This is a genomic window from Mycolicibacterium wolinskyi str. Jessa 2025 (assembly GCF_049241375.1).
In the GTDB taxonomy this organism is placed as follows: domain Bacteria; phylum Actinomycetota; class Actinomycetes; order Mycobacteriales; family Mycobacteriaceae; genus Mycobacterium; species Mycobacterium wolinskyi.
Genome location: NZ_CP185960.1, coordinates 6,045,911 through 6,065,676, shown reverse-complemented (window position 1 = coordinate 6,065,676; position 19,766 = coordinate 6,045,911). Strand labels below are relative to the sequence as shown.

The 19,766-nt window shown below is 65.2% G+C and carries 16 protein-coding genes and 1 pseudogene; 9 read left to right on the top strand and 8 right to left on the bottom strand.

The annotated features are described in order from the left end of the window. Positions 1-3 precede the first annotated feature (3 nt). The 3 genes and pseudogenes from ACOI2T_RS30060 to istA all read right to left on the bottom strand — a co-directional run. Positions 4-138: pseudogene (locus ACOI2T_RS30060) on the bottom strand (hypothetical protein); the annotation flags it as partial. A gap of 262 nt (positions 139-400) precedes the next feature. After that, a complete protein-coding gene (gene istB / locus ACOI2T_RS30055) occupies positions 401-1,216 on the bottom strand; it encodes an IS21-like element ISMyma9 family helper ATPase IstB (RefSeq protein ID WP_409502168.1) in 816 nt (271 codons plus the stop codon). Continuing rightward, on the bottom strand, positions 1,216-2,436 hold the full coding sequence (gene istA / locus ACOI2T_RS30050) for an IS21 family transposase (RefSeq protein WP_409502368.1): 1,221 nt from the start codon (positions 2,434-2,436) through the stop codon (positions 1,216-1,218). The genes istB and istA overlap by 1 nt, the downstream gene beginning before the upstream one ends. 26 nt (positions 2,437-2,462) lie before the next feature. Between istA and ACOI2T_RS30045 the strand changes: the two genes are divergently transcribed. Further along, entirely contained in the window at positions 2,463-2,783 is a 321-nt protein-coding gene (locus ACOI2T_RS30045) for a hypothetical protein (protein ID WP_409502167.1), read from the top strand. A 168-nt stretch (positions 2,784-2,951) separates the two neighbouring features. Here the strand turns inward: ACOI2T_RS30045 and ACOI2T_RS30040 are convergent, their stop codons facing one another. Further along, complete coding sequence (locus tag ACOI2T_RS30040; RefSeq protein WP_409502166.1) at positions 2,952-3,077, bottom strand: hypothetical protein; 126 nt, start codon at positions 3,075-3,077, stop codon at positions 2,952-2,954. A 382-nt stretch (positions 3,078-3,459) separates the two neighbouring features. Beyond that, a complete protein-coding gene (locus tag ACOI2T_RS30035) occupies positions 3,460-3,825 on the bottom strand; it encodes a hypothetical protein (protein WP_409502165.1) in 366 nt (121 codons plus the stop codon). Between the two features lie 151 nt (positions 3,826-3,976). Between ACOI2T_RS30035 and ACOI2T_RS30030 the strand changes: the two genes are divergently transcribed. Together ACOI2T_RS30030 and ACOI2T_RS30025 are read left to right on the top strand one after the other, a co-directional pair. Further along, positions 3,977-6,394 (top strand): AAA family ATPase, encoded by a 2,418-nt coding sequence (locus ACOI2T_RS30030; RefSeq protein ID WP_409502164.1) that lies wholly within the window; start codon positions 3,977-3,979, stop codon positions 6,392-6,394. After that, a complete protein-coding gene (locus ACOI2T_RS30025; protein WP_409502163.1) occupies positions 6,391-6,726 on the top strand; it encodes a hypothetical protein in 336 nt (111 codons plus the stop codon). The genes ACOI2T_RS30030 and ACOI2T_RS30025 overlap by 4 nt, the downstream gene beginning before the upstream one ends. Before the next feature lie 100 nt (positions 6,727-6,826). Here the strand turns inward: ACOI2T_RS30025 and ACOI2T_RS30020 are convergent, their stop codons facing one another. Next, a complete protein-coding gene (locus tag ACOI2T_RS30020) occupies positions 6,827-7,624 on the bottom strand; it encodes a hypothetical protein (protein ID WP_409502162.1) in 798 nt (265 codons plus the stop codon). A gap of 129 nt (positions 7,625-7,753) precedes the next feature. On the opposite strand from ACOI2T_RS30020, the gene ACOI2T_RS30015 reads away from it, so the two are divergent. Further along, on the top strand, positions 7,754-8,359 hold the full coding sequence (locus tag ACOI2T_RS30015; RefSeq protein WP_409502161.1) for a DUF2510 domain-containing protein: 606 nt from the start codon (positions 7,754-7,756) through the stop codon (positions 8,357-8,359). 634 nt (positions 8,360-8,993) lie between these two features. On the opposite strand, the gene ACOI2T_RS30010 is transcribed toward ACOI2T_RS30015, so the two are convergent. Next, complete coding sequence (locus ACOI2T_RS30010) at positions 8,994-10,130, bottom strand: SMP-30/gluconolactonase/LRE family protein (protein WP_409502160.1); 1,137 nt, start codon at positions 10,128-10,130, stop codon at positions 8,994-8,996. 171 nt (positions 10,131-10,301) lie between these two features. Between ACOI2T_RS30010 and ACOI2T_RS30005 the strand changes: the two genes are divergently transcribed. After that, complete coding sequence (locus ACOI2T_RS30005) at positions 10,302-11,414, top strand: hypothetical protein (protein WP_409502159.1); 1,113 nt, start codon at positions 10,302-10,304, stop codon at positions 11,412-11,414. A gap of 67 nt (positions 11,415-11,481) precedes the next feature. Here the strand turns inward: ACOI2T_RS30005 and ACOI2T_RS30000 are convergent, their stop codons facing one another. After that, positions 11,482-12,135, bottom strand: a complete 654-nt coding sequence (locus tag ACOI2T_RS30000; protein WP_409502158.1) for a GntR family transcriptional regulator — start codon at positions 12,133-12,135, stop codon at positions 11,482-11,484. A gap of 95 nt (positions 12,136-12,230) precedes the next feature. On the opposite strand from ACOI2T_RS30000, the gene ACOI2T_RS29995 reads away from it, so the two are divergent. From ACOI2T_RS29995 to ACOI2T_RS29980, 4 genes are all read left to right on the top strand, one after another. Then, complete coding sequence (locus ACOI2T_RS29995; RefSeq protein WP_409502157.1) at positions 12,231-15,614, top strand: molybdopterin-dependent oxidoreductase; 3,384 nt, start codon at positions 12,231-12,233, stop codon at positions 15,612-15,614. A 24-nt stretch (positions 15,615-15,638) separates the two neighbouring features. Continuing rightward, entirely contained in the window at positions 15,639-16,571 is a 933-nt protein-coding gene (lhpI, locus tag ACOI2T_RS29990; protein ID WP_409502367.1) for a bifunctional Delta(1)-pyrroline-2-carboxylate/Delta(1)-piperideine-2-carboxylate reductase, read from the top strand. Between the two features lie 4 nt (positions 16,572-16,575). Then, positions 16,576-18,003 (top strand): short-chain fatty acid transporter, encoded by a 1,428-nt coding sequence (locus tag ACOI2T_RS29985; protein ID WP_409502156.1) that lies wholly within the window; start codon positions 16,576-16,578, stop codon positions 18,001-18,003. A 197-nt stretch (positions 18,004-18,200) separates the two neighbouring features. Next, on the top strand, positions 18,201-19,718 hold the full coding sequence (locus tag ACOI2T_RS29980; RefSeq protein ID WP_409502155.1) for a DUF6880 family protein: 1,518 nt from the start codon (positions 18,201-18,203) through the stop codon (positions 19,716-19,718). Positions 19,719-19,766: the final 48 nt, after the last annotated feature.

The window sequence follows — 19,766 nt, the reverse complement described above, 5'->3', positions numbered from 1 at the left end:
GGACAGGCGCAAGCGATCGATCGCCGCGGGTTTCAGGTCACGTGTCCTCCAGACTTGCCCGTCGCTGAGCACTTCGAGGATGGGCCTGGCGAACTTGGGCCAAGGAGGAACATCCGCGGCGGAGTCCTGTTCGCTCATGGTTCGTCACCGTCTGTCAGTGCCTTCGGAGACAGTCCTTTCATGAACCGCAAAAGCGCATTGAGCTGTTGTGACATGCGGTGCATCGTCTCATTGCGCGCCGACAATCCGATGGCGAATGGTGTTGTTAGTTCGACCGTAGGGGCGTGTGGGTTGAGACCGAGCGGTCCAGGGCCCGTGGACCCGCGCCGCAGTTGGTTCCGGCATTGTCGGCTCCGGTCGAATCTTGAGCAGTTTCTTCCGGTCGAAAAGTGAGCAGGTGTTACGGGGTTGAGTCTGCCTGACGGTCGGCTTCGACGGACGGCAGTGACTCGATTGCGGTGTGTTTGATGCGGTAGCTGGCGCCTTTGAGGGCGATGACGTCGGCGTGGTGCACGATCCGGTCGATCATGGCTGAGGCGATGGTGGCTTCCCCGAAGACCTGTCCCCAGCGGGAAAACGGCAGGTTGGAGGTCAAGATGATCGACGATTTCTCGTAGCGGGTGGAGACCAGCTGGAAGAGCAGGTTGGCCGCTTCGGTGTCGAAGGGGATGTAGCCGACCTCGTCGATGACGATCAACCCGTAGCGCGAGATCTTGCGCAGTTCGGCCTCGAGGCGGTCGATGCGGTGCGCTTCGGCCAGCCGGCTGATCCAGCCGGTGGCCGGGGCGAACGCGACCCGATGCCCGGCCTGGGCAGCAGCGATCGCCAGCGCGGTCGCCAGATGGGTTTTGCCGGTGCCCGGCGGGCCGAGGAGCACGATGTTGCGAGCTTCGGCCAGCCATCCACCGGCTTCCAACCGGGCGATCTGGGCCCGGTCTACGGCGGGTTGAGCGGTGAAGTCGAAGTCGGTGATCGTCTTGATGGCGGGGAATCCTGCGTATCGAATGCGTTGGCGGGCACCGGATTCAGCGCGGGCATTGGATTCCACCGCCAGCACGGCTGCCAGGTAATCCTCCAGTGACCAGTTAGCGGCTCGACCTTGTTCGGCCAGCCGGTGGTAGTGCGCGGCGATGCGCGGCGCTTTGAGCAGCCGGGCTTGGTGGGTGATCAGTTTGTCGGCCTCACCCGGGGCGGCGGCGCGTTTGATGGCGGCCATCAAGCGACCTCCTCGCCGGTTCCGAACGCCGCATCGTAGGCACTCAGATCAGCGACCTGGACCTCGACGTCGAGATGACTACTGGCTGCTGGACGGTTGCGGTAGTGCTCGCGCAGCACCGAGGCCGCCGCAAGATGCGCTGGGTCGGATACCAATCCGTTTGTCCCCCAGAGCCGTTGGTGATCAGCGACCATCCGATCGCCGCAGCAGGCCACGACACGGTCCAAGCCGGCGGTCACGGTGATCATCCGGCCGATCGACTCGGGATGCACCGAGTAAGCATTACCACCCAGGCTGACGTAGTAGTCGCGCCCCAGCCGGGTGCTGACCATGGTGCCCGTGGTCGGGGCCACCGGCGGCAACGCGACCATCGCCTGCCGATCCAGCCCGAGCGCCTCGGCAGGCACCAATCGGGTGGCGGCGTGGCGGCGTAGGTTGGCCACCCTGGTCAGCCAGTCGCCCAACTGGGCGTTGAAATCCTGTGGTGAGCGAAACGTCCGGCCGGGCAGAAACGAGGTCCCCAGATAGCCGTTGGCCCGCTCCACCACCCCTTTGGTTTCTGGGTCATAGGGGCGGGCCTGGATGAGCCGGGTGCCCAGCACCCCGCAGAACCCGGCCACCCCGTCAGCCAGGCGACCACGCTGACCGATACCGGACTCGTTGTCCCACAACAGAGTTCGAGGAACCGCCCCAATGTGGCCGGACAGCAGTTGCCACATCCCCGCCAGCAGGTCCCCGGTGACCCGCGACGGGATCATCACCGCGGCGATGAACCGCGAGTACGCGGCCACCATCACCAACACCGGAAACGAGCGCAGCACCCCGGCGTGATCAGGCACCAGCCGGCCAGGAAACCACAGATCACACTGCACCTGCTCACCCGGTCGATGCACCAGCCGATCACACGGATCAGCCGGGGCGTACTCCGGGCGGATCCGCGCCACGTTCTCGCCGAACCACGAATGCCCACCAGTCCATCCGACCCGCTCGGCGATCACCGTCGCGGCCATCGTCGGATACTGCGCCAACAGCGCCCGCACCGCCGGCTCCACCTGCGCCCACGCCGACGTCGTCACCGGCGGACGTTCATAGCGCGGAGGCGACTCCGAACGCACCGCCTTGGCCACGGTGTTGCGGGCCAGGCCCAGCCGCCGGGCAATCTCAGCCTGCGACAGCTTCTCCGACCGGTACAACCGGCGGATCTCAGCCCAATCCTCCACAGTGATCACTCTCCAATCGTTGAAGGGTGCTCACTTTTCGACCGGAACTACCTGCTCAATTATCGACCGGAACCGACACGGCATGGATGATCGTCGTGGCCTGGGAACAGTTGTGTAAGAACGGAAGTCTCAGTCAGATCGAGTTGTTGAACGATCTGAACGTCAAACGTTCTGCCTTCGTTTGTGCGTTGCTCGCCCAGTTCCCTGATGTCGTGGTGGTGCAAGATCGTCCGACCGTCCTGGAAAGGATCACCGCCCGAAGAAGAAGGACACGATTCGTACGCCCAGGCACGGCTGGGAGGGAATACTGGCGGCTCAATCGCATCGACGATGGCAGCCTCCAGTGACCGGCCATCAGCCAGCAGGAAGCCCAGGCAAACGTCGACCGAACCAAGCTGTGGACGTTGACTCCGGATCGGCAAGTTCCGCCCGAATTGGATTGTGACCGAGGGCCTATGTCCGCCGGATACGGGGCGCGGTGGGTTGGGATAGGCTGTCCGCTTCAAAGCCAACCGCTACTCGGTGGGCGCCTCGGCCAGGAGTTCGTCCAACGTGTGGCCGGACACGGCGGCCCTGCCTTCCCAGTACGCCCGTGTGCGCCAGTTGACGTACGCCGGCCCGCCCCACCTACTGCCCACCACGCTCTGCGGGTCTTCTCCGTGGGAGACGGCGAGCTCCGCTTCTTGTGCTGCCCACCCGGATTCGCTTGCCGGGACGGTGATAATGCTGCCGTCCTGACCTAGCCACCTGAACCCTCCGAGGATCAGGATTTCGCCGGGGTACGGGACACAAGGGGTGTCTTGTCCATCGTCTTGGTACCACCCAGAGCCCTCGTAAGGCGGTGGTTCCATTAGCGAGCTACCTCCAACCCTGGTAACAGCACCGGCGTCGAACGTATCGCGCCCTTGTCCATCGCTTGATCGTCACTTCGATCCCGGCGCATGAAAATATTCTGCGATTGTGCCACGCGCACACTGTGCCGCTTCGGAGGTCTGGGGGCACGCCCCAGCTGGACCCACTTCCCTATGGGGCGCTGCGAATGTGCAGTTCTCGCGAAGTAAACCCTGCGGATAGGGGCGGCAAAAGCCGCACATTCGTCACAGCGTCGGCTCGGGCACACGGCCTCAATTCGGGCAGGTGGATTCCTGTAGCGTCAACCGCCGCAACGCCTACCGAAACACCGGATTCTGGGTTCGCGTCGGGCAGAACCGTCAGCACATCGGCCAACGCCTCATCGGTACCGATGCCCCGCAACCGTGCGCCGTAGAGCGCCGCCACCGGCGGCGTGCGGCTGTGGGACTCCAACGCAGCGAGCAACGCCTCCGGCTGTGTGCCACATTCGTGGACGTCGCCGATGATGTCGTAACCCTGCACGGTGGCTGTGGGCATCGCGTGGCTCCTCTCATCGCTGTTCCCGACCTGCGTCGAGGTAACGGGAGATGATCGCATCCGGATGTGACAAGTCAGGTTCGCGCCGTCCTGATCGCCCGAAATGACCATCGCGACAAATTTGTCGGCCGAGCGTTGTTAGATCGTGGGCATGCCGCAGGAGGATGGGGCGACGATCGATGTCGCCACGCAGGCCGAACAGTCTATCCATGACGTGATCTTGGAGCTGCTCGACAACGACGAGGCCTTGTCGACGTCGGTCAAGAGCGTCGTGCTCGACACGCTCGCAGAGGTGGAAGGGCACAACGCCTCCGCAGCCGAGAATGAGATGGCTGCAACCTTTCTCACCTCCATCGCGGTGGCGGGGTTCCGGGGCGTCGGGCCACGCGCGCAGTTGGACCTGTATCCCGCTCCGGGGCTGATGGTCGTCAGCGGGCGCAACGGGTCCGGCAAGTCCAGCTTTGCGGAGGCGCTGGAGCTCACGCTCACGGGCACTAGCTACCGGTGGCTCAAGAAGGAGTCGTTGTGGGCCGAGACCTGGCAGAACCTGCACCACCCCGAGCCCTGCGAAATCGAGGTCGGATTTACGAGGGAAGCGGCCGGCCCGTTCACCGTCGGTATCCAATGGCGTGATGGCGCGGCGCTTGCCGACCGTCGGACGTGGACGCAGGCCGGGACAGGAAAACGCGTCGAAGGAAACGACGCACTCGGCTGGTCGCGCCCGCTCGAGCTGTACCGCCCGGTGCTGTCCTACGAGGAGCTTGGCAGGTTGTTCGACGGCGGACCGTCGGCGCTGTACGACGCGCTGGCAAAACTCCTTGGCTTGGAGGCTCTGGCCGATGCAGAGAAGAGGCTCGCTGCGCGGCTCAAAGACATCAAAGCTGCGCGCGAAGTCGCTGACGCAGAACGCAAACGAGTGCTGGCGGAGCTAGGTAACCACACCGACGAACGTGCCGCGCGTGCGCTCAAGCTGCTGCGCAAGCGCCCGGTGCCCGTGGATGAGGTCCTCGCGTTGGCGACCGGGGCGGGGGAGTTGCAGTCCGACGTCGTACCCGCCTTGCGTGCGTTGACCCAGTTGGAGACGCCGACGCTCGATGTGGTCGACGCGGCGGTGAAGCGATTGCGGAGGGCGGCGCAGGCGGCGGCCGGCGCGGCGACTGCAATGATCGATCTCGCGGACCAGCGCGCCGACCTATTGCGTTCCGCGCTGCGGTTTCATGACCTGGCCGGCGACACCGAATGCCCGGTGTGCGCGCAGGGCCGCCTTGACGACGAGTGGGTAGCCGCCGCGCAGGAGAGCATCGCACGCACTGAGGACCAGCTGGCCGAATACGGCTCCACGGCACAAGAACTCAAGGCTGCGCGTTCGACGTTGATCGCTCTGGTCCAGGATCTTCCCGTTGCGGAGTTGACCGGTGTGGAACTGGAGGCGTTGCCTGTCTACAACGACGCCGTGGCCGCCGCGCGACAGATCCCGGTCGGCGACGACGCATTGGCGAGCCATGCCGAGTCGGCACTGAGCGAGGTGATCGCCGCCGCGGAAACGCTTCGTGAGCAGGCCGCCGACGAACTCGCCCGACGCGAAGGCACGTGGGCGCCGGTAGCTGCACAACTGGCCGGCTGGGTCCGCCTCGAAGAACAAGCCCGCGATATCGACGACGAGCTCAAAGCCACCACCGCGGCGAAGAAGTGGGTCGGCGACCATGCTGCGGAGTTCCGCAATTTGCGGTTGAAACCGATTGCCGCGCAAGCACGTAACATCTGGAAGCAGCTGCGTCAGGAAAGCAACGTCGATCTCGCCGATATCTCGCTGGAGGGGGCTTCGACTCGACGGCGGGCCGTACTGGAAGGGTCTGTCGATGGCAAGCCCACCAAGGCGCTGTCGGTGATGAGCCAGGGCGAGCTGCACGCCCTGGCGTTGGCGTTGTTCCTGCCGCGGGCAACGTCGGTCAAGAGTCCGTTCCGGTTCGTCGTTCTCGATGACCCGATCCAGGCGATGGATCCATCGAAGATCGACGGCTTCGTACAGGTGCTTACCGAGATCGCGAAAACCCATCAGGTCATCGTCTTCTCTCACGACGACCGGCTCGCTTCCGTCATCCGGGAAACCGGGGTTGATGCCCGGCTCATCGAAGTGATACGGGAGACCGGGTCGCGAGTAACCGTACGGGACAACGTCAATCCCGCTCTGCGTCATGTGAGCGACGTCTTCGCGTTGATCAAGGACGATCGGATGCCAGACGATATCAAGCGTCGCGCAGCACCCGCTCTGTTCCGGATGGCGTTGGAAGCCGCTGCAAAGCAGTCGTTTTACGCCAGGAGGTCAATGGCAGGGGAGCTACTCACCGATTCCGAACAGGCGTGGCTATCGGCGAAGAAGACGTCGAGTCGGCTCGCGCTCGCGGTGCACGGTGATCCATCGACCGATCTGACGCCATGGCTCAAACCGGAACGCAAGCGGGCCCTGCGGATCTGCAATGCGGGCGCCCACGGCACCGCCGACCAAGTGTCGATCCACGATGCCCGCGACCTGGAGAAGACCGTGCGGGAAGTGCTGGCTCTGCGGTGAGCGCGCTGGAACTGCTCAGTCAGGCACAACGTGTGTTGGGCACGCCATGCGCCGAGGGGTTGTCATCGCGGTTGGCCGCCTTCCTTGCCCGCCAAGCACTCGAGGAGATCATCGACCAGCGATGCAAGGCCCTCGATGCGCACGCACCGTGGGCCAATGCGCGCAGCAAGTTGATCGTGCTCAAGACCCTCGACGACACGGAGGCCGCCTACCGCGCGGCGCTGGCCTGGAACCGGCTCAGCGTCGCCTGCCATGTGCACGCATTCGAGATGCAACCATCCACTGCCGAGATCGAGCATTTGTGCGGTGCCGTTGCTTCGCTGCTGCCGTGAACCGACTTTTCGTAGTCAGCAAGACCTCTTCTCGGCCATCCGTCATCACTCTGGTCGTGGCTTCTACCCCGCCACTAGCACGAGGACTGTCCTGACCCCATCACGTTCCTCCGGAAGCCTGCTGTTGCCGACGCCAGATTTCGGGCACCATCGTCGTCAGGTACGCCTTCGTGTAGACAGTGTTGCCAGGCTCGGCAGGTGGCGCGAGTTCGGTTGGCCAGCAGAGGTATACGCCAAGGACGCCGACCGTGGTCGCTTTGGCAACGTGGAAAGAGGTTCCCGTTGCCTCGACGCATTTGGTCCATGAACGCTCGACCGTGCCCGAGAATGTCGCCATCGGATTCCAGGGATTCTGGAACATCCCGGCGGGAATGAAACTCTCGGGCCCGAACCGTAACCGGTCCATCACCGTTCCGTTCGGCAGCGTCTGCGGCCGGGAAAGTGGGCCCATATCGGCCTCGGGGGAGGCGTCGAACGCGTTCTGGTTCGCGTAGATACTCACCTCTCGCGCGAGCCCCGTGATGACAGCCTCGAACGTTTCCTCTTGGCTGACCTTCGCGAGGAAGCGCCACTGACCGAAGTCGGCACAGAGGCGCGTGATCTCCGTACCTTGATCGTCGACCACATACGCGGCCATGGACTCAGTGCCCTCGACAGGGATGATGTTGGTAAGCGACGCGGCAGGATCACCGGCGAACCCGGGGACCGCCTCCACCTCTCCTCGGTCATTGACGTTCACGACAACCTCGGCGCCCGAGGGGTCTCGCCAGATCGCATTGAACCACCCGTTTGGCGTCGAGTACCCGCGCAGTTCATCCCAGTGTTCGCGAACGAACCCGGTGACGGCGTCCCAGTCGCGCAGCGGTAGCCCGATGCAATCAAACAGTCCATGGTCCATGCAGATGATGTTGTCAGCCGGTGCCGACAGCGAGCCGGATACTTCTCGGACTCCTCCCGACGAAACTGAATGTTGTCGGTGCCCCCTGTCATTCTGATCGGCTCGCCTCAGCCATGAAAGGAGTCAGCAATGACCGATCAGAACCGACCTTCCACACCGGCGCCGGGCTGGTATCCCGATCCGGGCGGCCAGCCCGGCCAGCGTTATCACGACGGCCGACGGTGGACTCAACACTTCGTACCCACACCGCCGACTGTGCCTGCACCCGCAGCGCCGGCGGTCGCGGTGGCGGTATCCGCAGGGGGTGGAACCAACCACGCACTGCACCTGGTCCTCACGGTGTTGACTTGCGGCTTGTGGCTACCGATCTGGATCTTGGCCGCCATCTTCGGCGGCGGATCATCATCGTCGGTGGCTGTCGGCACAGGTGCCGGTGCGATCGCGCGAACATCGAACCGTCGGCCATTGATCGTGGCAGCGGTAATCGGCGGGCTGCTCCTACTCGGTGTTGTCGCCGAGCATCCTTGGCTGCTCGTTGTTTTCGCTGTCCTGGGGATTCTGGCCGGCGTGGGGTTCTGGGCGCTGAAGTCTGCGCAAGCCCGTGAAGAGCAGCAGCGTCACGAGCAATTCCAACGCGACATGATCGCGAACCGCGCGGACTACGAAAACCGGCTCTACCAAGAGGGTGATCCTCGCGGAACCCATGGCCAATACATGCCGCCGGAATCCCCGTGAGGGAACTGGCGAAACATGAGGTTTGGCACGGGATCCACGGCAACTGGGGACCGTCGAGGGCGCAGACAATTGCGGCGCATCTGCTCATCTACGGCCTGGCATTCGATCTTGCGATACGTGTCGCCACATGGTTCGGGCTGCTCGTCTGGGTGAACTATGCCGCGGCGCTGCTCGTGCTGGCGTTCTGGGTGCTGGCCGCAAAGACCGTGAGGAATTGCATCGGTTCGAGGTCGACCAAACGTTGCTGGAACTCGCCAACCACGAGGGCGATGTCGACCGGGCCGCTTCGCCGCCGGCCCGGTCCTGGCGCAGCTCCACATGAGCGACGGCAATATCGAAGCCGCGTGGCAGGCCGCCGACCGCTACGGTCCCGGCTGAGCATGGAAGGAACTGGGCATCCGAGGCGCCGATGCGCGGCCGGTGGCGGGGGCCGATCTGTACCGGCCGGGGCTTGAGAAGGATTGCGTTACCCCGACTCGAAGTTGTATCCGGACATCGCCGAGCGACTGGCGACGAGGGCTGAACTGTATGAAAAATGCAGCCGCAGAGACGGGTTCGCGTCGTTCATCGCCCAGATCCGCCAGGAGTACGGCCGACGAGCCGCCCTGATGAAAGCGCTGGACGCGAAGAAACTCTAGACGGCCCCGTGTGACTCCACGTACAGCGCATAGAGCGAATGAGACGCCGCCATGTACAGCCGGTTGTTCTCCGGCCCGCCGAACGTGAGGTTGGCGCACCGTTCGGGCAGGCGGATGAATCCGATCGCCTTGCCTTGTGGGTTGAACACCTTGACGCCGTCGAGATCATCGGGCTTGCCGCGGAGTTGGTAGACCTGACGGCCGCCGACGTCGGTCGGCTGTTCCTGGAGCGCACCGTTGCTGCCCCAGCCGCACCAGAGATTGCCGTCGCGGTCGACGGTGAAACCGTCGAGCGCGCCCTGGTCGGCGGCGTCGATCAGCTTGGTCTTGTTGGAGACGGTGCCGTCGTCGGCGACGTCGTAGCTCCACAGGCTGCGGTTCGGGGTGCCCTTCCATTCGACGACGTAGAGCTTCTTCTCGTCGGGGGAGAAGGCCAGGCCGTTCGGATTGACCAGGTCGGTGATGACTGCCGTGATCTGCTTGTCCGGGGTGAGCCGGTAGACGTTGGTGGTGGGTTGCTGGGGCTCGGCGCGGCTGCCTTCCCATTCGCCATTGATCCCGAACAGCGGATCGGTGAACCAGATGGTGTCATCGGACTTCACGACGATGTCGTTGGGTGCGTTGAGGCGCTTGCCCTCGAAACTGTCGGCCAGCACCGTGATCTCGCCGTCCTCCTCGGTGCGGGTGACACGGCGCGTGTCCGAGTGCTCACAGGTGACGAGCCGGCCCTGGCGGTCCCGCGCATTGCCGTTGGCATAGTTGGCGGGGCTGCGGAACACCGAGAGGGTGCCGTCCTTCTCGTCGAACTTCATGATCCGGTTGTTCGGAATGTCGCTGCAGAGAAGGTATCTGCCGTCGGGGAAATAGGCCGGGCCCTCGGCCCAACGCATACCGGTGCCGACCTGCTCGAGTGTGCTCGAATAGATCCGGTACTTCGCGAAGCTCGGATCGAGGATCTCGACGGCCGGGTCGGGATAGCGCAGGTTCGGTCGGAACGAGGACGGCTCGGGCGGCGATGCGGGCAGCTGCGGCGACGACTGCGGTGGGGACGATTCCGAGCACGCGCTCGTGGCCATGGCGGCGGCCACGGTAGCTGCCGCGCCCAGGAGCAGGTTGCGCCGTGTGGTGTACATCGAATCTCTTTCAGTAGGGCCAGTATTGGCTCCGACCTGATTGTTAGCGTGAAATTACGCGTGATTCGGAGGGCGGTCTAATCCCTTTCCGGCATCGATCGATACCGCTGCGACATTGATCCGTGGGGCGAGTCAGCCGACATGTCACTGCCCCTGAGTAGCGTCCGCGTTATGAGTGACAAACGACGCGCGCGCCGGGCCAAACAGGTCCGCCGAGATGCGCGGCGCGCGAAGAAGCGCAACCTGGAAAACCGTACCGAACCGACGCTCACGGACATCGTGCGCCGCGCCATGGCGCGTGGGCATCCTGCTTATCTGCTGGACCTGGCCAGCAGGGCGATCCACGCGGCGCAGCGGGATACGAGCCGACTGAACAACATCCTGACCAACTTGATCGGCATGCGGAACCGGGAGACGTCGGCGTTGCTGGCCGTAGTTGCCGAACTTCTCGTCGACGAACCAGCGGCACAGCTCCGATGCCGACAGGAGCTCGCGGAACGCAACGATCATCTGCCGCGATGGATCAGTGCCCTACCACGGGTCGAGGCGTACCGGGCGGTGCGCCGAACCCATGTGCTCGGCGATGCCGACGAACTCGTCATCGGTGCGCGCCTCGACGGTCACCATGAGTTGACGGTAGCGGTTGCGATCGACCACAACATGTTGTCGGGAATTGTCGATGGCGGCGTGGTACCGGATCCGATCGACGAGGCACTCGCGCGGGTGGCCGAATCCAGCACCGATACCGATGTTGTCGAGATGAGCCTGGCTGACGCGCGAGCGTGGATCGAAAATGCGTTCATCAAGCAAACATTCATGCCGACGGCCGACAACTGGCCGCTGTACCGGCCACTGGTGCAGTGGTTGGTGCAGCGACTGCCGGAAGGTGGTACGCACCGGTCACGGGCGGTGGACTGGAAGGCGACCGAGGAGCTGTGCGACGCGTTCTTCGCGACCGATGCCGCGGCGCCGTTCACCGACCACAGCCATCGGGACTTGCTGCTAGAACTCCTCGATGATGATCGGGATCCGTCTCGGTGGAGTGCGGCGCGTGTGGAACGAGCGATCGGCGGCACGCAGTACTTCGACGACTGGATTCCGTTGGAGGTAGCGCTGGACGCCCCCGACTTGTTGCGCGCGTTCATCCCATTCGCTCACGCGCAGAGTGGGATTCGAGACGAGTTGACGTCGCAGACCGTCGCCGTGCTCGACGAGCTCAGGTCGAGTTACAAGCGCGAGATGCTGAGCCAGGCGGAATACTTGGGCCTCGACGACGCGGTGTAACGAACGCTGTGTGCGGACAATGCATCCCGCGTAGCGCCGGGCCTTCTTGTCCTTTAGACGGATAGCGTTACTGCTGATCGGTTCCGGCCCATTCGCCGCGCGTGTGTTCGAGATGTGCCCGCACAAGCCGGTCCACCGCGGAGGCGTCACCCGCGTCGATCGCGGCGAGCAGCAGCCGGTGCTCGGCCGCCGACGCACCGAGCTTGTCTTGCCGCGCCAGCGCTTTCAGTCCGTAGAGGCGGGTTTGGTCCCGCAGATTCGCCACGATGGACACCAGTCGCGCGTTGCCGAGCAAGCCCAGGAGTTCCAGGTGGAACGCCCGATCGGCTTCCAGAAACCGGATGACGTCACGGTCCGCCGCGGCCTGCTCGATGTCCTGGGCCAGCAACTCGAATCGTTCCCGCTCGCCCGCGATTCCGCGTTCAGTCAGCTGAACCATGGCCGGCACCTCAAGCAGCAGCCGCAGCTGGTAGATGTCATCGAGATCGGCATCGGACAGCGGCACCACCCGGAAACCCCGGTTGGGCACCGCCTCCATCAATCCCTCGTGCACGAGCGTGAGCATCGCCTCGCGCACCGGGCTGTTGGAGACGCCGAGCCGCTCGGCCAGGGCGGCCGCGGAATAGATGTCGCCTGGCTTGATCTCGCCGGAGACCAGCGCCTGACGTAGCACGTCGAGCGCTTGCTCGCGCAGGCTTACTCGACGCAGAGCCGTGCTCAATAGACCCCTCCGATCGCTGCCCGCTTGACAGGGTATCGCCAAGGCACAACTATAGCCGGTTATCGGTAATCGATTACCGGCCACTGAGGAGAGGGATGCCGATCCGCCACGGATACTGCACGCTGTGCCGTTCGCGGTGCGGTGCGCTCTACACCGTGGAAGGCGATCGGCTCCTTTCTGTCGCGCCTGATCCGGCCCATCCGACCGGCGCCGCGTTGTGCCCGAAAGGCCGGGCCGCCCCCGAGATCGTGCACAGCCCACGCCGGCTCACCCGGCCGCTGCGTCGTACCAAACCGAAGACCGCCGACGACCCCGGCTGGGTCGAGATCGGGTGGGACGAGGCGCTGACCGAGATTGCCACCCGGTTCGACGAGATTCGCCGAGAGAGCGGACCGGAGGCCGTCGCGTTTTCCGTGACCTCGCCCAGCGGTACCCCGATCTCCGACGGGATCGATTGGGTGGAGCGGTTCATCCGGCTCTTCGGGAGCCCGAACATCGCGTACGCCACCGAAATCTGCAACTGGCACAAGGATCACGCGCACGCCTTCACGTTCGGCCGCGGCATTCCCGCCGCCGACTACGCCAACACCGACCTGGCTGTGCTCTGGGGGCACAACCCGGCCCGGGTCTGGTTGGCCCAGTCCACCGCGATCGCCACGGCCCGGGCGCGCGGGGCGAGGGTGGCGGTGGTCGACCCGCGCTCGGCCGGCAGTGGTGCGCAGGCCGACCTGTGGGTACGTGTGCGGCCCGGCTCCGACGGGGCGCTGGCCCTCGGCGTGGCCAACCGGCTCATCGAAGCCGGCCGGCTCGACGAGGAGTTCGTCCGACGTTGGAGCAACGGCCCGTTGTTGGTGCGCGACGACACCGGCCGGTTCCTGCGGGGTGACGATCTGGTGGCCGACGGGCTTCCGTCGGAGTCGTACGTCGGATTCGACGGCCGGCAGGTGGTGCCCTACGACACCCGCTATCCGGCACCGGAAGGATTGGCGTTGGACGGCACAGTCGTCGTGCCCACCCGGGACGGAGATATGCGGTGCAGCACGGCGTTTCAGCGCTATCGGCAGCTCTGCGCCGAGTGGCCGCTGGAGCGGGTCGCGGCGGTCACGTGGGCGCCGGAGGCGGACATCGCCGCCCTGGCCGACGCGATCGCCGACGCGCAGCGGGTGGCCTATCACAGCTGGTCCGGCGTAGGTCAGCACACCAACGCGACGCAGACCGAACGGGCCATCGCCTGCCTGTACGCGCTCACCGGATCCTTCGACAACCCGGGCGGCAACGTGATTCACCCCGCGCTGCCCGTCAACGCGATCACCGGTTTCGACCAGCTCGGGGCGCAGCGGGCCAAGGCGCTCGGTATCGACGAACGTCCCCTCGGTCCTCCGTCGCAGGGCTGGGTGACGGCCCGCGACCTGTACACCGCGATCCTCGACGAAGAACCCTATCCGGTCCGTGCGTTGATGGGATTTGGTTCGAACCTGCTTGTCTCCCAGTCCGATCCGATCCGCGGCCGCGAGGCGCTGCAGCGCCTGGACTTCCACGTCCATGCCAACCTGTTCATGAACCCGACCGCTGAGCTGGCCGACATCGTGCTGCCGGTGAACAGCCCGTGGGAACGCGAAGCGCTCAAGACCGGCTTCGAGATCAGTCACGAGGCGCAGGAGCGGATTCAGTTGCGCCGCCGGATGGTGCCGCCGGTGGGGGAGAGCCGGTCGGACACCGAGATTGTCTTCGCGTTGGCGACGCGGCTCGGGCTGGGCGAGGAATTCTTCGGCGGCGACGTCGTGGAGGGATGGCAATACGTGCTCGACCCGCTCGGTATCACCGTGGCCGAACTGCGGGAGCACCCGGAGGGCATGCGGATACCGCTGCCGCGGCGCTACCGCAAGTACGCCGACCGGCTTCCGGATGGCAGCGTGCGGGGCTTTGCCACCGAAACCCGCAGGGCAGAGCTGTATTCCGAGCGCTTGGCGCGCCACGGCTACGCCCCGTTGCCCGGGTACGTCGAACCCGCCGACTCACCGGTGGGCGACGGTGCCGATCCGCGGTTTCCCTTGGTGCTCACCTCGACCAAGTCCAGCCGTTTCTGCCATACGCAGCACCGTGGCCTCGCGTCGCTGCGTGCCCGCGCGGCCGAACCCACCGTGTATCTCAGCCCCGAACTGGCCACTCAACGCGGGATCGCGGGAGGGGACTGGGTGGAGCTGGAAACCCGCCACGGCCGGATCAGGCTGCGCGCCGACCTCGACCCGGCGCTGCACGACAGGGTGGTGGTCGCCGAATACGGTTGGTGGGAGGCCGCTCCCGACGTCGGCCTGCCTGGATACGACCCGCTCACCGCTGACGGCAGCAACTTCAACCTGCTGGTCTCCGCCGATGACGCCGACCCGGTCAGCGGCTCGGTGCCGCACCGCTCGCTGGTCTGCGACATCCGCAAGGTGGCCGACGCTCGCCCGTTCTGGCCGGGCGGGCGGCCGTTCACCGTGACGAGTGTGGTGACGGAGGCGACCGACTCCGTCTCTATCCACCTGCAGCCGTCGCACGGCGCTGTCCCGCCGGATTTCCGCCCCGGTCAACACGTCACCCTGCACCTCGACGGCATGCCCGACGGCACCGCGAACCGGTCTTACTCGTTGTCGGGCCCGGCCACTCAGACCGACCGGCGCGGGTACCGGATCACGGTGAAGCGCGGGGACGGACCGGTGTCCGACCACCTGACCCGCGCGCTCCGCCCCGGGGACACCGTGCGGGTGACCGCTCCGGCCGGTCGGTTCGCCCTGCCCACCGAACCGGACCTGCCGGTGGTGCTGATTGCCGGTGGTATCGGCATCACGCCGTTCATGAGTTACCTGGAGACCATGGCCACACGCCATGCCCGCGACCGGATCTCGCTGTACTACGTCAGCCGCGACGGCGCCCACCACGTGTTCAAGCAGCGGCTGGCCGAACTGGTGACGGTGCTGCCCGGGCTCCAGATGCACACCTACTACAGCCGGCCACAGTCAAGCGATCGGCTGGGTCTGGACTACGACGTCGCAGGCCGGATCACCGCCGACGACGTCGCCGCCACGCTGCTCGCCGAGCGGGCCCGCTTTTACCTGTGCGGACCGGACGAGATGATCCGGCAGCTGCGCGCCGGGTTGGTCAGCCGTGGGGTCCCCGGATTCGACATTTTCGAGGAGCGGTTCAGCTCGCCCGTACCGACATGGAAACCCCCGCCCGACGCCGCCCACGCGGTGCGGTTCCTCCGCAGTGGCCGTGACGTGACATGGACACCGACCGACGGGAGTCTGCTCTCCCTTGCCGAGTCGCACGGCGTCGCAATTGGCAGCGGATGCCGCACCGGTCAATGCGAAAGTTGCGAAGTATCAGTGCTTTCCGGGGCGGTCCGTTACCTGGTTCCCGAAGCCGACCCCGCCGACGATAGCCGCTGCCTGACGTGTCAGGCGGTGCCCATCTCCGACCTTGCCATCGACGCCTGAAATCCTGGAGCAGACAACGTGCAGATGATCCCTGCGGCCGAGATCGCCGAGCGCCTGCCCTTCGATCGTCTGATACCCGCGCTGCGCTCGGCGTTCGTGACCGGCGCCGAGGTGCCGACCCGTCATCACCACGACATCGGCACTGCCGGAACCCTTCTGCTGATGCCGTGTTGGGTCGACGGCGGCTATCTTGGCGTAAAGATCGCCGGCGTGTTCCCCGGAAATCGTGACCACGGCCAGCCGTCGCTGCACTCGACCTACCTGCTCTGCGACGCGAGCACCGGCGAGCAGCTGGCAGTTCTCGACGGTGCCGAGCTGACCCGTCGGCGCACCATCGCCACCGCCGCGCTGGCCGCGGACTACCTGGCCCGGCCCGATGCGCACACCCTGCTCGTCGTCGGTAGCGGAGCGGTGGCGTCGCTGGCCGCGCACGCCTATTCCGCGATCCGTCCTGTGAAAGACGTGCTGGTCTGGAACATCCGCCCTGCCGGTGCCGAAACGTTGGCAGCGACGCTTCGTGGCGAGGGGCTCGACGCGCGGGTGGCGACGGATCTGGGGACCGCAGCCGCTGAGGCAGACATCATCAGCTGCGCGACACTGGCCACGGCGCCGCTGTTGCGGGGGGCGTGGCTGCGCCCCGGTGTCCATGTGGACCTCATCGGCAGCTTTCGTCCCGACATGCGCGAGGCCGACGACGAGTTGATCCGTGCCGGAAGCCTTTTCATCGACACACCCGACGCAATCGAGGAATCGGGCGACTTGACGCAGCCGTTGCATGACGGCGCCCTGAGTCCCGACGACGTCCGCGCCACCCTGACCGAGCTGTGTCGCGGGCAGCATGCCGGTCGACGGGACGCCGCGGAGATCACCGTGTTCAAGTCGGTCGGTACCGCGCTGACCGACGTGGCGGCCGCCACCGTCGTCTATCGATCCGTCACCGGCACATCGAGAGGGTAAAACCATGTCGCAGGCAACGCAGCAACGGGAGACGTTCCTCCAGCGCATCGCCGGTGGGTTGAGCAGATGGAGCTTGCGGTGGGTCCCCGACGCGTGGGTGGTCGTGGTGCTGCTGACGTTCGTCGTGTTCCTCCTGGCGTTCTTTCTGGGCCCGGGCGAGCTCGGTCTGGGCAAAGCCGGAGACCTGATCGCCGGGTGGGGTGACGGGTTCTGGGAGCTGCTCGAGTTCGGCATGCAGATGGCCATGATCATGCTCACCGGATTTGTGGTGGCCACCTCACCGCCGTTCCGGCGCGTGTTGACCTGGGTGGCCGACCGGCCGAAAGGACCTAAGAGCGCAGTTGCGGTGATGGCCGCGACCAGCATGATCCTGGTGCTGGTCAACTGGGGACTCGGCTTGATCGGGTCGGCAGTGTTGGTGCGCTACATGGCCGCTCGTCAACCAAAGGTCGACTACCGACTTCTCGTGGCGGCTGCCTATCTCGGAATGGCCGGCACCTGGCACGCCGGACTCTCGGCGTCCGCACCACTGCTCGTCGCCACCCCCGGAAACTTCGCCGAGGAATTCTACGGCCGCCTGATCCCCGTCAGTGAGACGATCTTCTCGCCGTTCAATGTGGTTCTCACGCTTGTGGTTATCGTGCTATGGGTCGTCATGACGCCACTGCTGCACCCGCGGGAAGATCAGACCGTGCCCCCGCCCGAGGGTATCGCCGAGGCCGACGACGTGGACGAGGAGAGCGTTCGTGCCGAGGGCCCCGGCGCGGCGACCGCTCCGGCCCGCCTCACCCCGGCCATGCGCATCGAGAACTCGCACTGGGTGAACATGGTGATCGGTGGCGTCGGGCTGATCTACCTGGCCATCTATTTCACCGGACTGGAGGGAGGCATCCTCTCCGGCATCACCCTCAACACCGTCAACTTCATCTTCCTGTTCATCGGCGTCCTCCTGCACGGCACGCCCGCATCCTTGCTCAAGCAGGCCGAGCGCGGTGGGGCCTTCGCCTGGGGGATCATCATCCAGTTCCCCTTCTACGCCGGGATTCTGGGCATCATCACGGCCACCGGATTCAGCGAACGCATCGCCGGCTGGTTCACGGCCATTGCCAACGAGCACACCTTCCCGGTAATGACCTACTGGTACTCCGGGCTGGTCAACCTCTTCGTGCCGTCCGGCGGATCCAAGTTCGCGATCGAAGCGCCCTACATCGCCGAGGCGGCGCAGAATCTGGGCGTCTCACCGGAATTGACCGTGATCGCCTACGCCTGGGGTGATATGGCCACCGACGCGATCCAACCCTTCTGGGCTCTGCCGCTCCTCGCGATCGCTCGCCTGGGATTCCGCGACGTCATGGGATTTCTGCTCACACTGTTCATCGCCTACGCCGTGGTCGTCTCGGGCGCTTTCCTCGTCGCACCGTTCTTCTTCTGACGGATGCTGCCAGCCTCACCGAGTCCGGCCCACCGATCGGGCACCATGGCGATATGCCGCTCTCTGAAACGACACTGCTCCAGGCAGCCGGCGATCTGATCTTCGCCCGAGGCGAAGACTACGTCCGTTATGTGCGAGGGCTCCGTATCACCGACCTCAAGGCGTACGCCTCGGTTCAGGCCAAACGCGTCTACACCGTGGAGCTCGACTGGTCAGGTCCGCTGCCCGATGGGGTCTGTACCTGTCCGCACAATGCCGAGGGCAATTTCTGCAAGCATCTGGTGGCGACCGGGCTCGCCGCGATCGACACGGGACGGGTCGCTGTCGACGACACACCCAGTACTGGAGATACGGAGTTGGAAGCCGCTGTCCAGGCGATGGGTGTCGACGAACTGCGTGACCTCGTCCTGGCGTTGGCCCAGCGCGATGACGGCGTCCGCCGCATGCTGGAGATTCGCGCCGCGACTACGTCGGGCGATATCGAGCAGGCCCAGGCTGAGTTCGAAACCTATGTGCGAGACATGTTGTCCTTCCGCGGGTATATCGACTATCGACGGTCTTTTGAGGTCGCGGAAGTGGCCAGTGAGATGCTCGACGAACTCGAGATCCACGTGAACAGTGGTGCGGCTGAAGTCGTGCGGCCGGCACTGTTGAGTGCAGTCACCCGGCTGCGCAAAATCATTGGACACGTCGACGACTCTTCGGGCTCAATCGCCGATCAATGCCAGCGGGCTGCCGACCTCTACGCCCTCGCCTGCCGGCTCGGTAAACCCGACCGCGTCAAACTCGCTAAGTGGCTGGTCAAATTCCGCGCTGACTCCCCGGGTTGGCCGCACGTGGTCCTGGCAGACTTTGTCGACGCGTTCGACGAGCAGGCACTCGCGACATACCGCCGCGCGGTGGCCGCTCTGGACCGAAAGCTGGAGGACAGCAAGGAGTTAGATCGGTTCGAGATCAATGCCATGCTGCTGGAACTCGCCGATCACGACGGCGACCTCGACCGCGCCATCACCCTGCTGAGTCAGCGGGAATACCCTCAGTACGGGGCGATCATCGACCGCTTACGCGCCGCGGGACGCAACGAGGAAGCCGTTATGTGGATTGATCGTGCGGTCGCCGACGGACGAATCAGCAGCTACGGCGGCGGCAACGAATTTTGGCTGAACCCCGACGACGTTGCCAGGACGTATCTGGAACTCGGCCGCATCGACGATGCCGTGGGTGTTCTCCGTGCCGACTTCGTCCGACAGCCGTCAGTTGAGAACTACCGAGTTCTCATCGATTTCGCGGCCGGCATCGACCGCGCCGGTACCGAACGCAGCTGGGCCTTGGAGCATGCCCGACAACTGGCAACTGACCGCTTCGCTGCGGGCGCGGTCCTCGTTCAACTCTTGCTGAGCGAGGATGACGTGGATGCTGCGTGGCAAGCCGCCGACCGTTACGGCCCAGGCCCGGCGTGGCGCGAACTGGCCGACCGCGGTGCCGAAGCTCGGCCCGTCGCCGCCGCAGACCTGTACCGGCCGCAGCTCGAGAAGGATCTGCAGTATCCCAACTCCGCGCTGTACCCAGATATCGCCGAGACACTGGCGACGATGGAAGAACTCTATGAGAAAGGCGGTCGCAGCGCGGATTTCGCGTCGTACATCGCGGAGATCCGCCAGAGCTACGGGAGGCGACCGGCTTTGATGAAAGCCCTTGACGCGAAAGGCCTGTGAACGGCGCAGCGGTTTGTCACTGCCCCGTGAGTAACGTCTGCGACGTGA

Bases quoted from the DNA above. Each gene is read 5' to 3' on its own strand.
- ACOI2T_RS30010 (WP_409502160.1), bottom strand. From the start codon at position 10,130: ATGTACACCACACGGCGCAACCTGCTCCTGGGCGCGGCAGCTACCGTG.
- ACOI2T_RS29985 (WP_409502156.1), top strand. From the start codon at position 16,576: ATGTCGCAGGCAACGCAGCAACGGGAGACGTTCCTCCAGCGCATCGCC.
- ACOI2T_RS30035 (WP_409502165.1), bottom strand. From the start codon at position 3,825: ATGCCCACAGCCACCGTGCAGGGTTACGACATCATCGGCGACGTCCAC.
- ACOI2T_RS30030 (WP_409502164.1), top strand. From the start codon at position 3,977: ATGCCGCAGGAGGATGGGGCGACGATCGATGTCGCCACGCAGGCCGAA.
- ACOI2T_RS30020 (WP_409502162.1), bottom strand. From the start codon at position 7,624: ATGGACCATGGACTGTTTGATTGCATCGGGCTACCGCTGCGCGACTGG.
- ACOI2T_RS29995 (WP_409502157.1), top strand. From the start codon at position 12,231: ATGCCGATCCGCCACGGATACTGCACGCTGTGCCGTTCGCGGTGCGGT.
- lhpI (WP_409502367.1), top strand. From the start codon at position 15,639: ATGATCCCTGCGGCCGAGATCGCCGAGCGCCTGCCCTTCGATCGTCTG.
- istB (WP_409502168.1), bottom strand. From the start codon at position 1,216: ATGGCCGCCATCAAACGCGCCGCCGCCCCGGGTGAGGCCGACAAACTG.
- ACOI2T_RS30005 (WP_409502159.1), top strand. From the start codon at position 10,302: ATGAGTGACAAACGACGCGCGCGCCGGGCCAAACAGGTCCGCCGAGAT.
- ACOI2T_RS30015 (WP_409502161.1), top strand. From the start codon at position 7,754: ATGACCGATCAGAACCGACCTTCCACACCGGCGCCGGGCTGGTATCCC.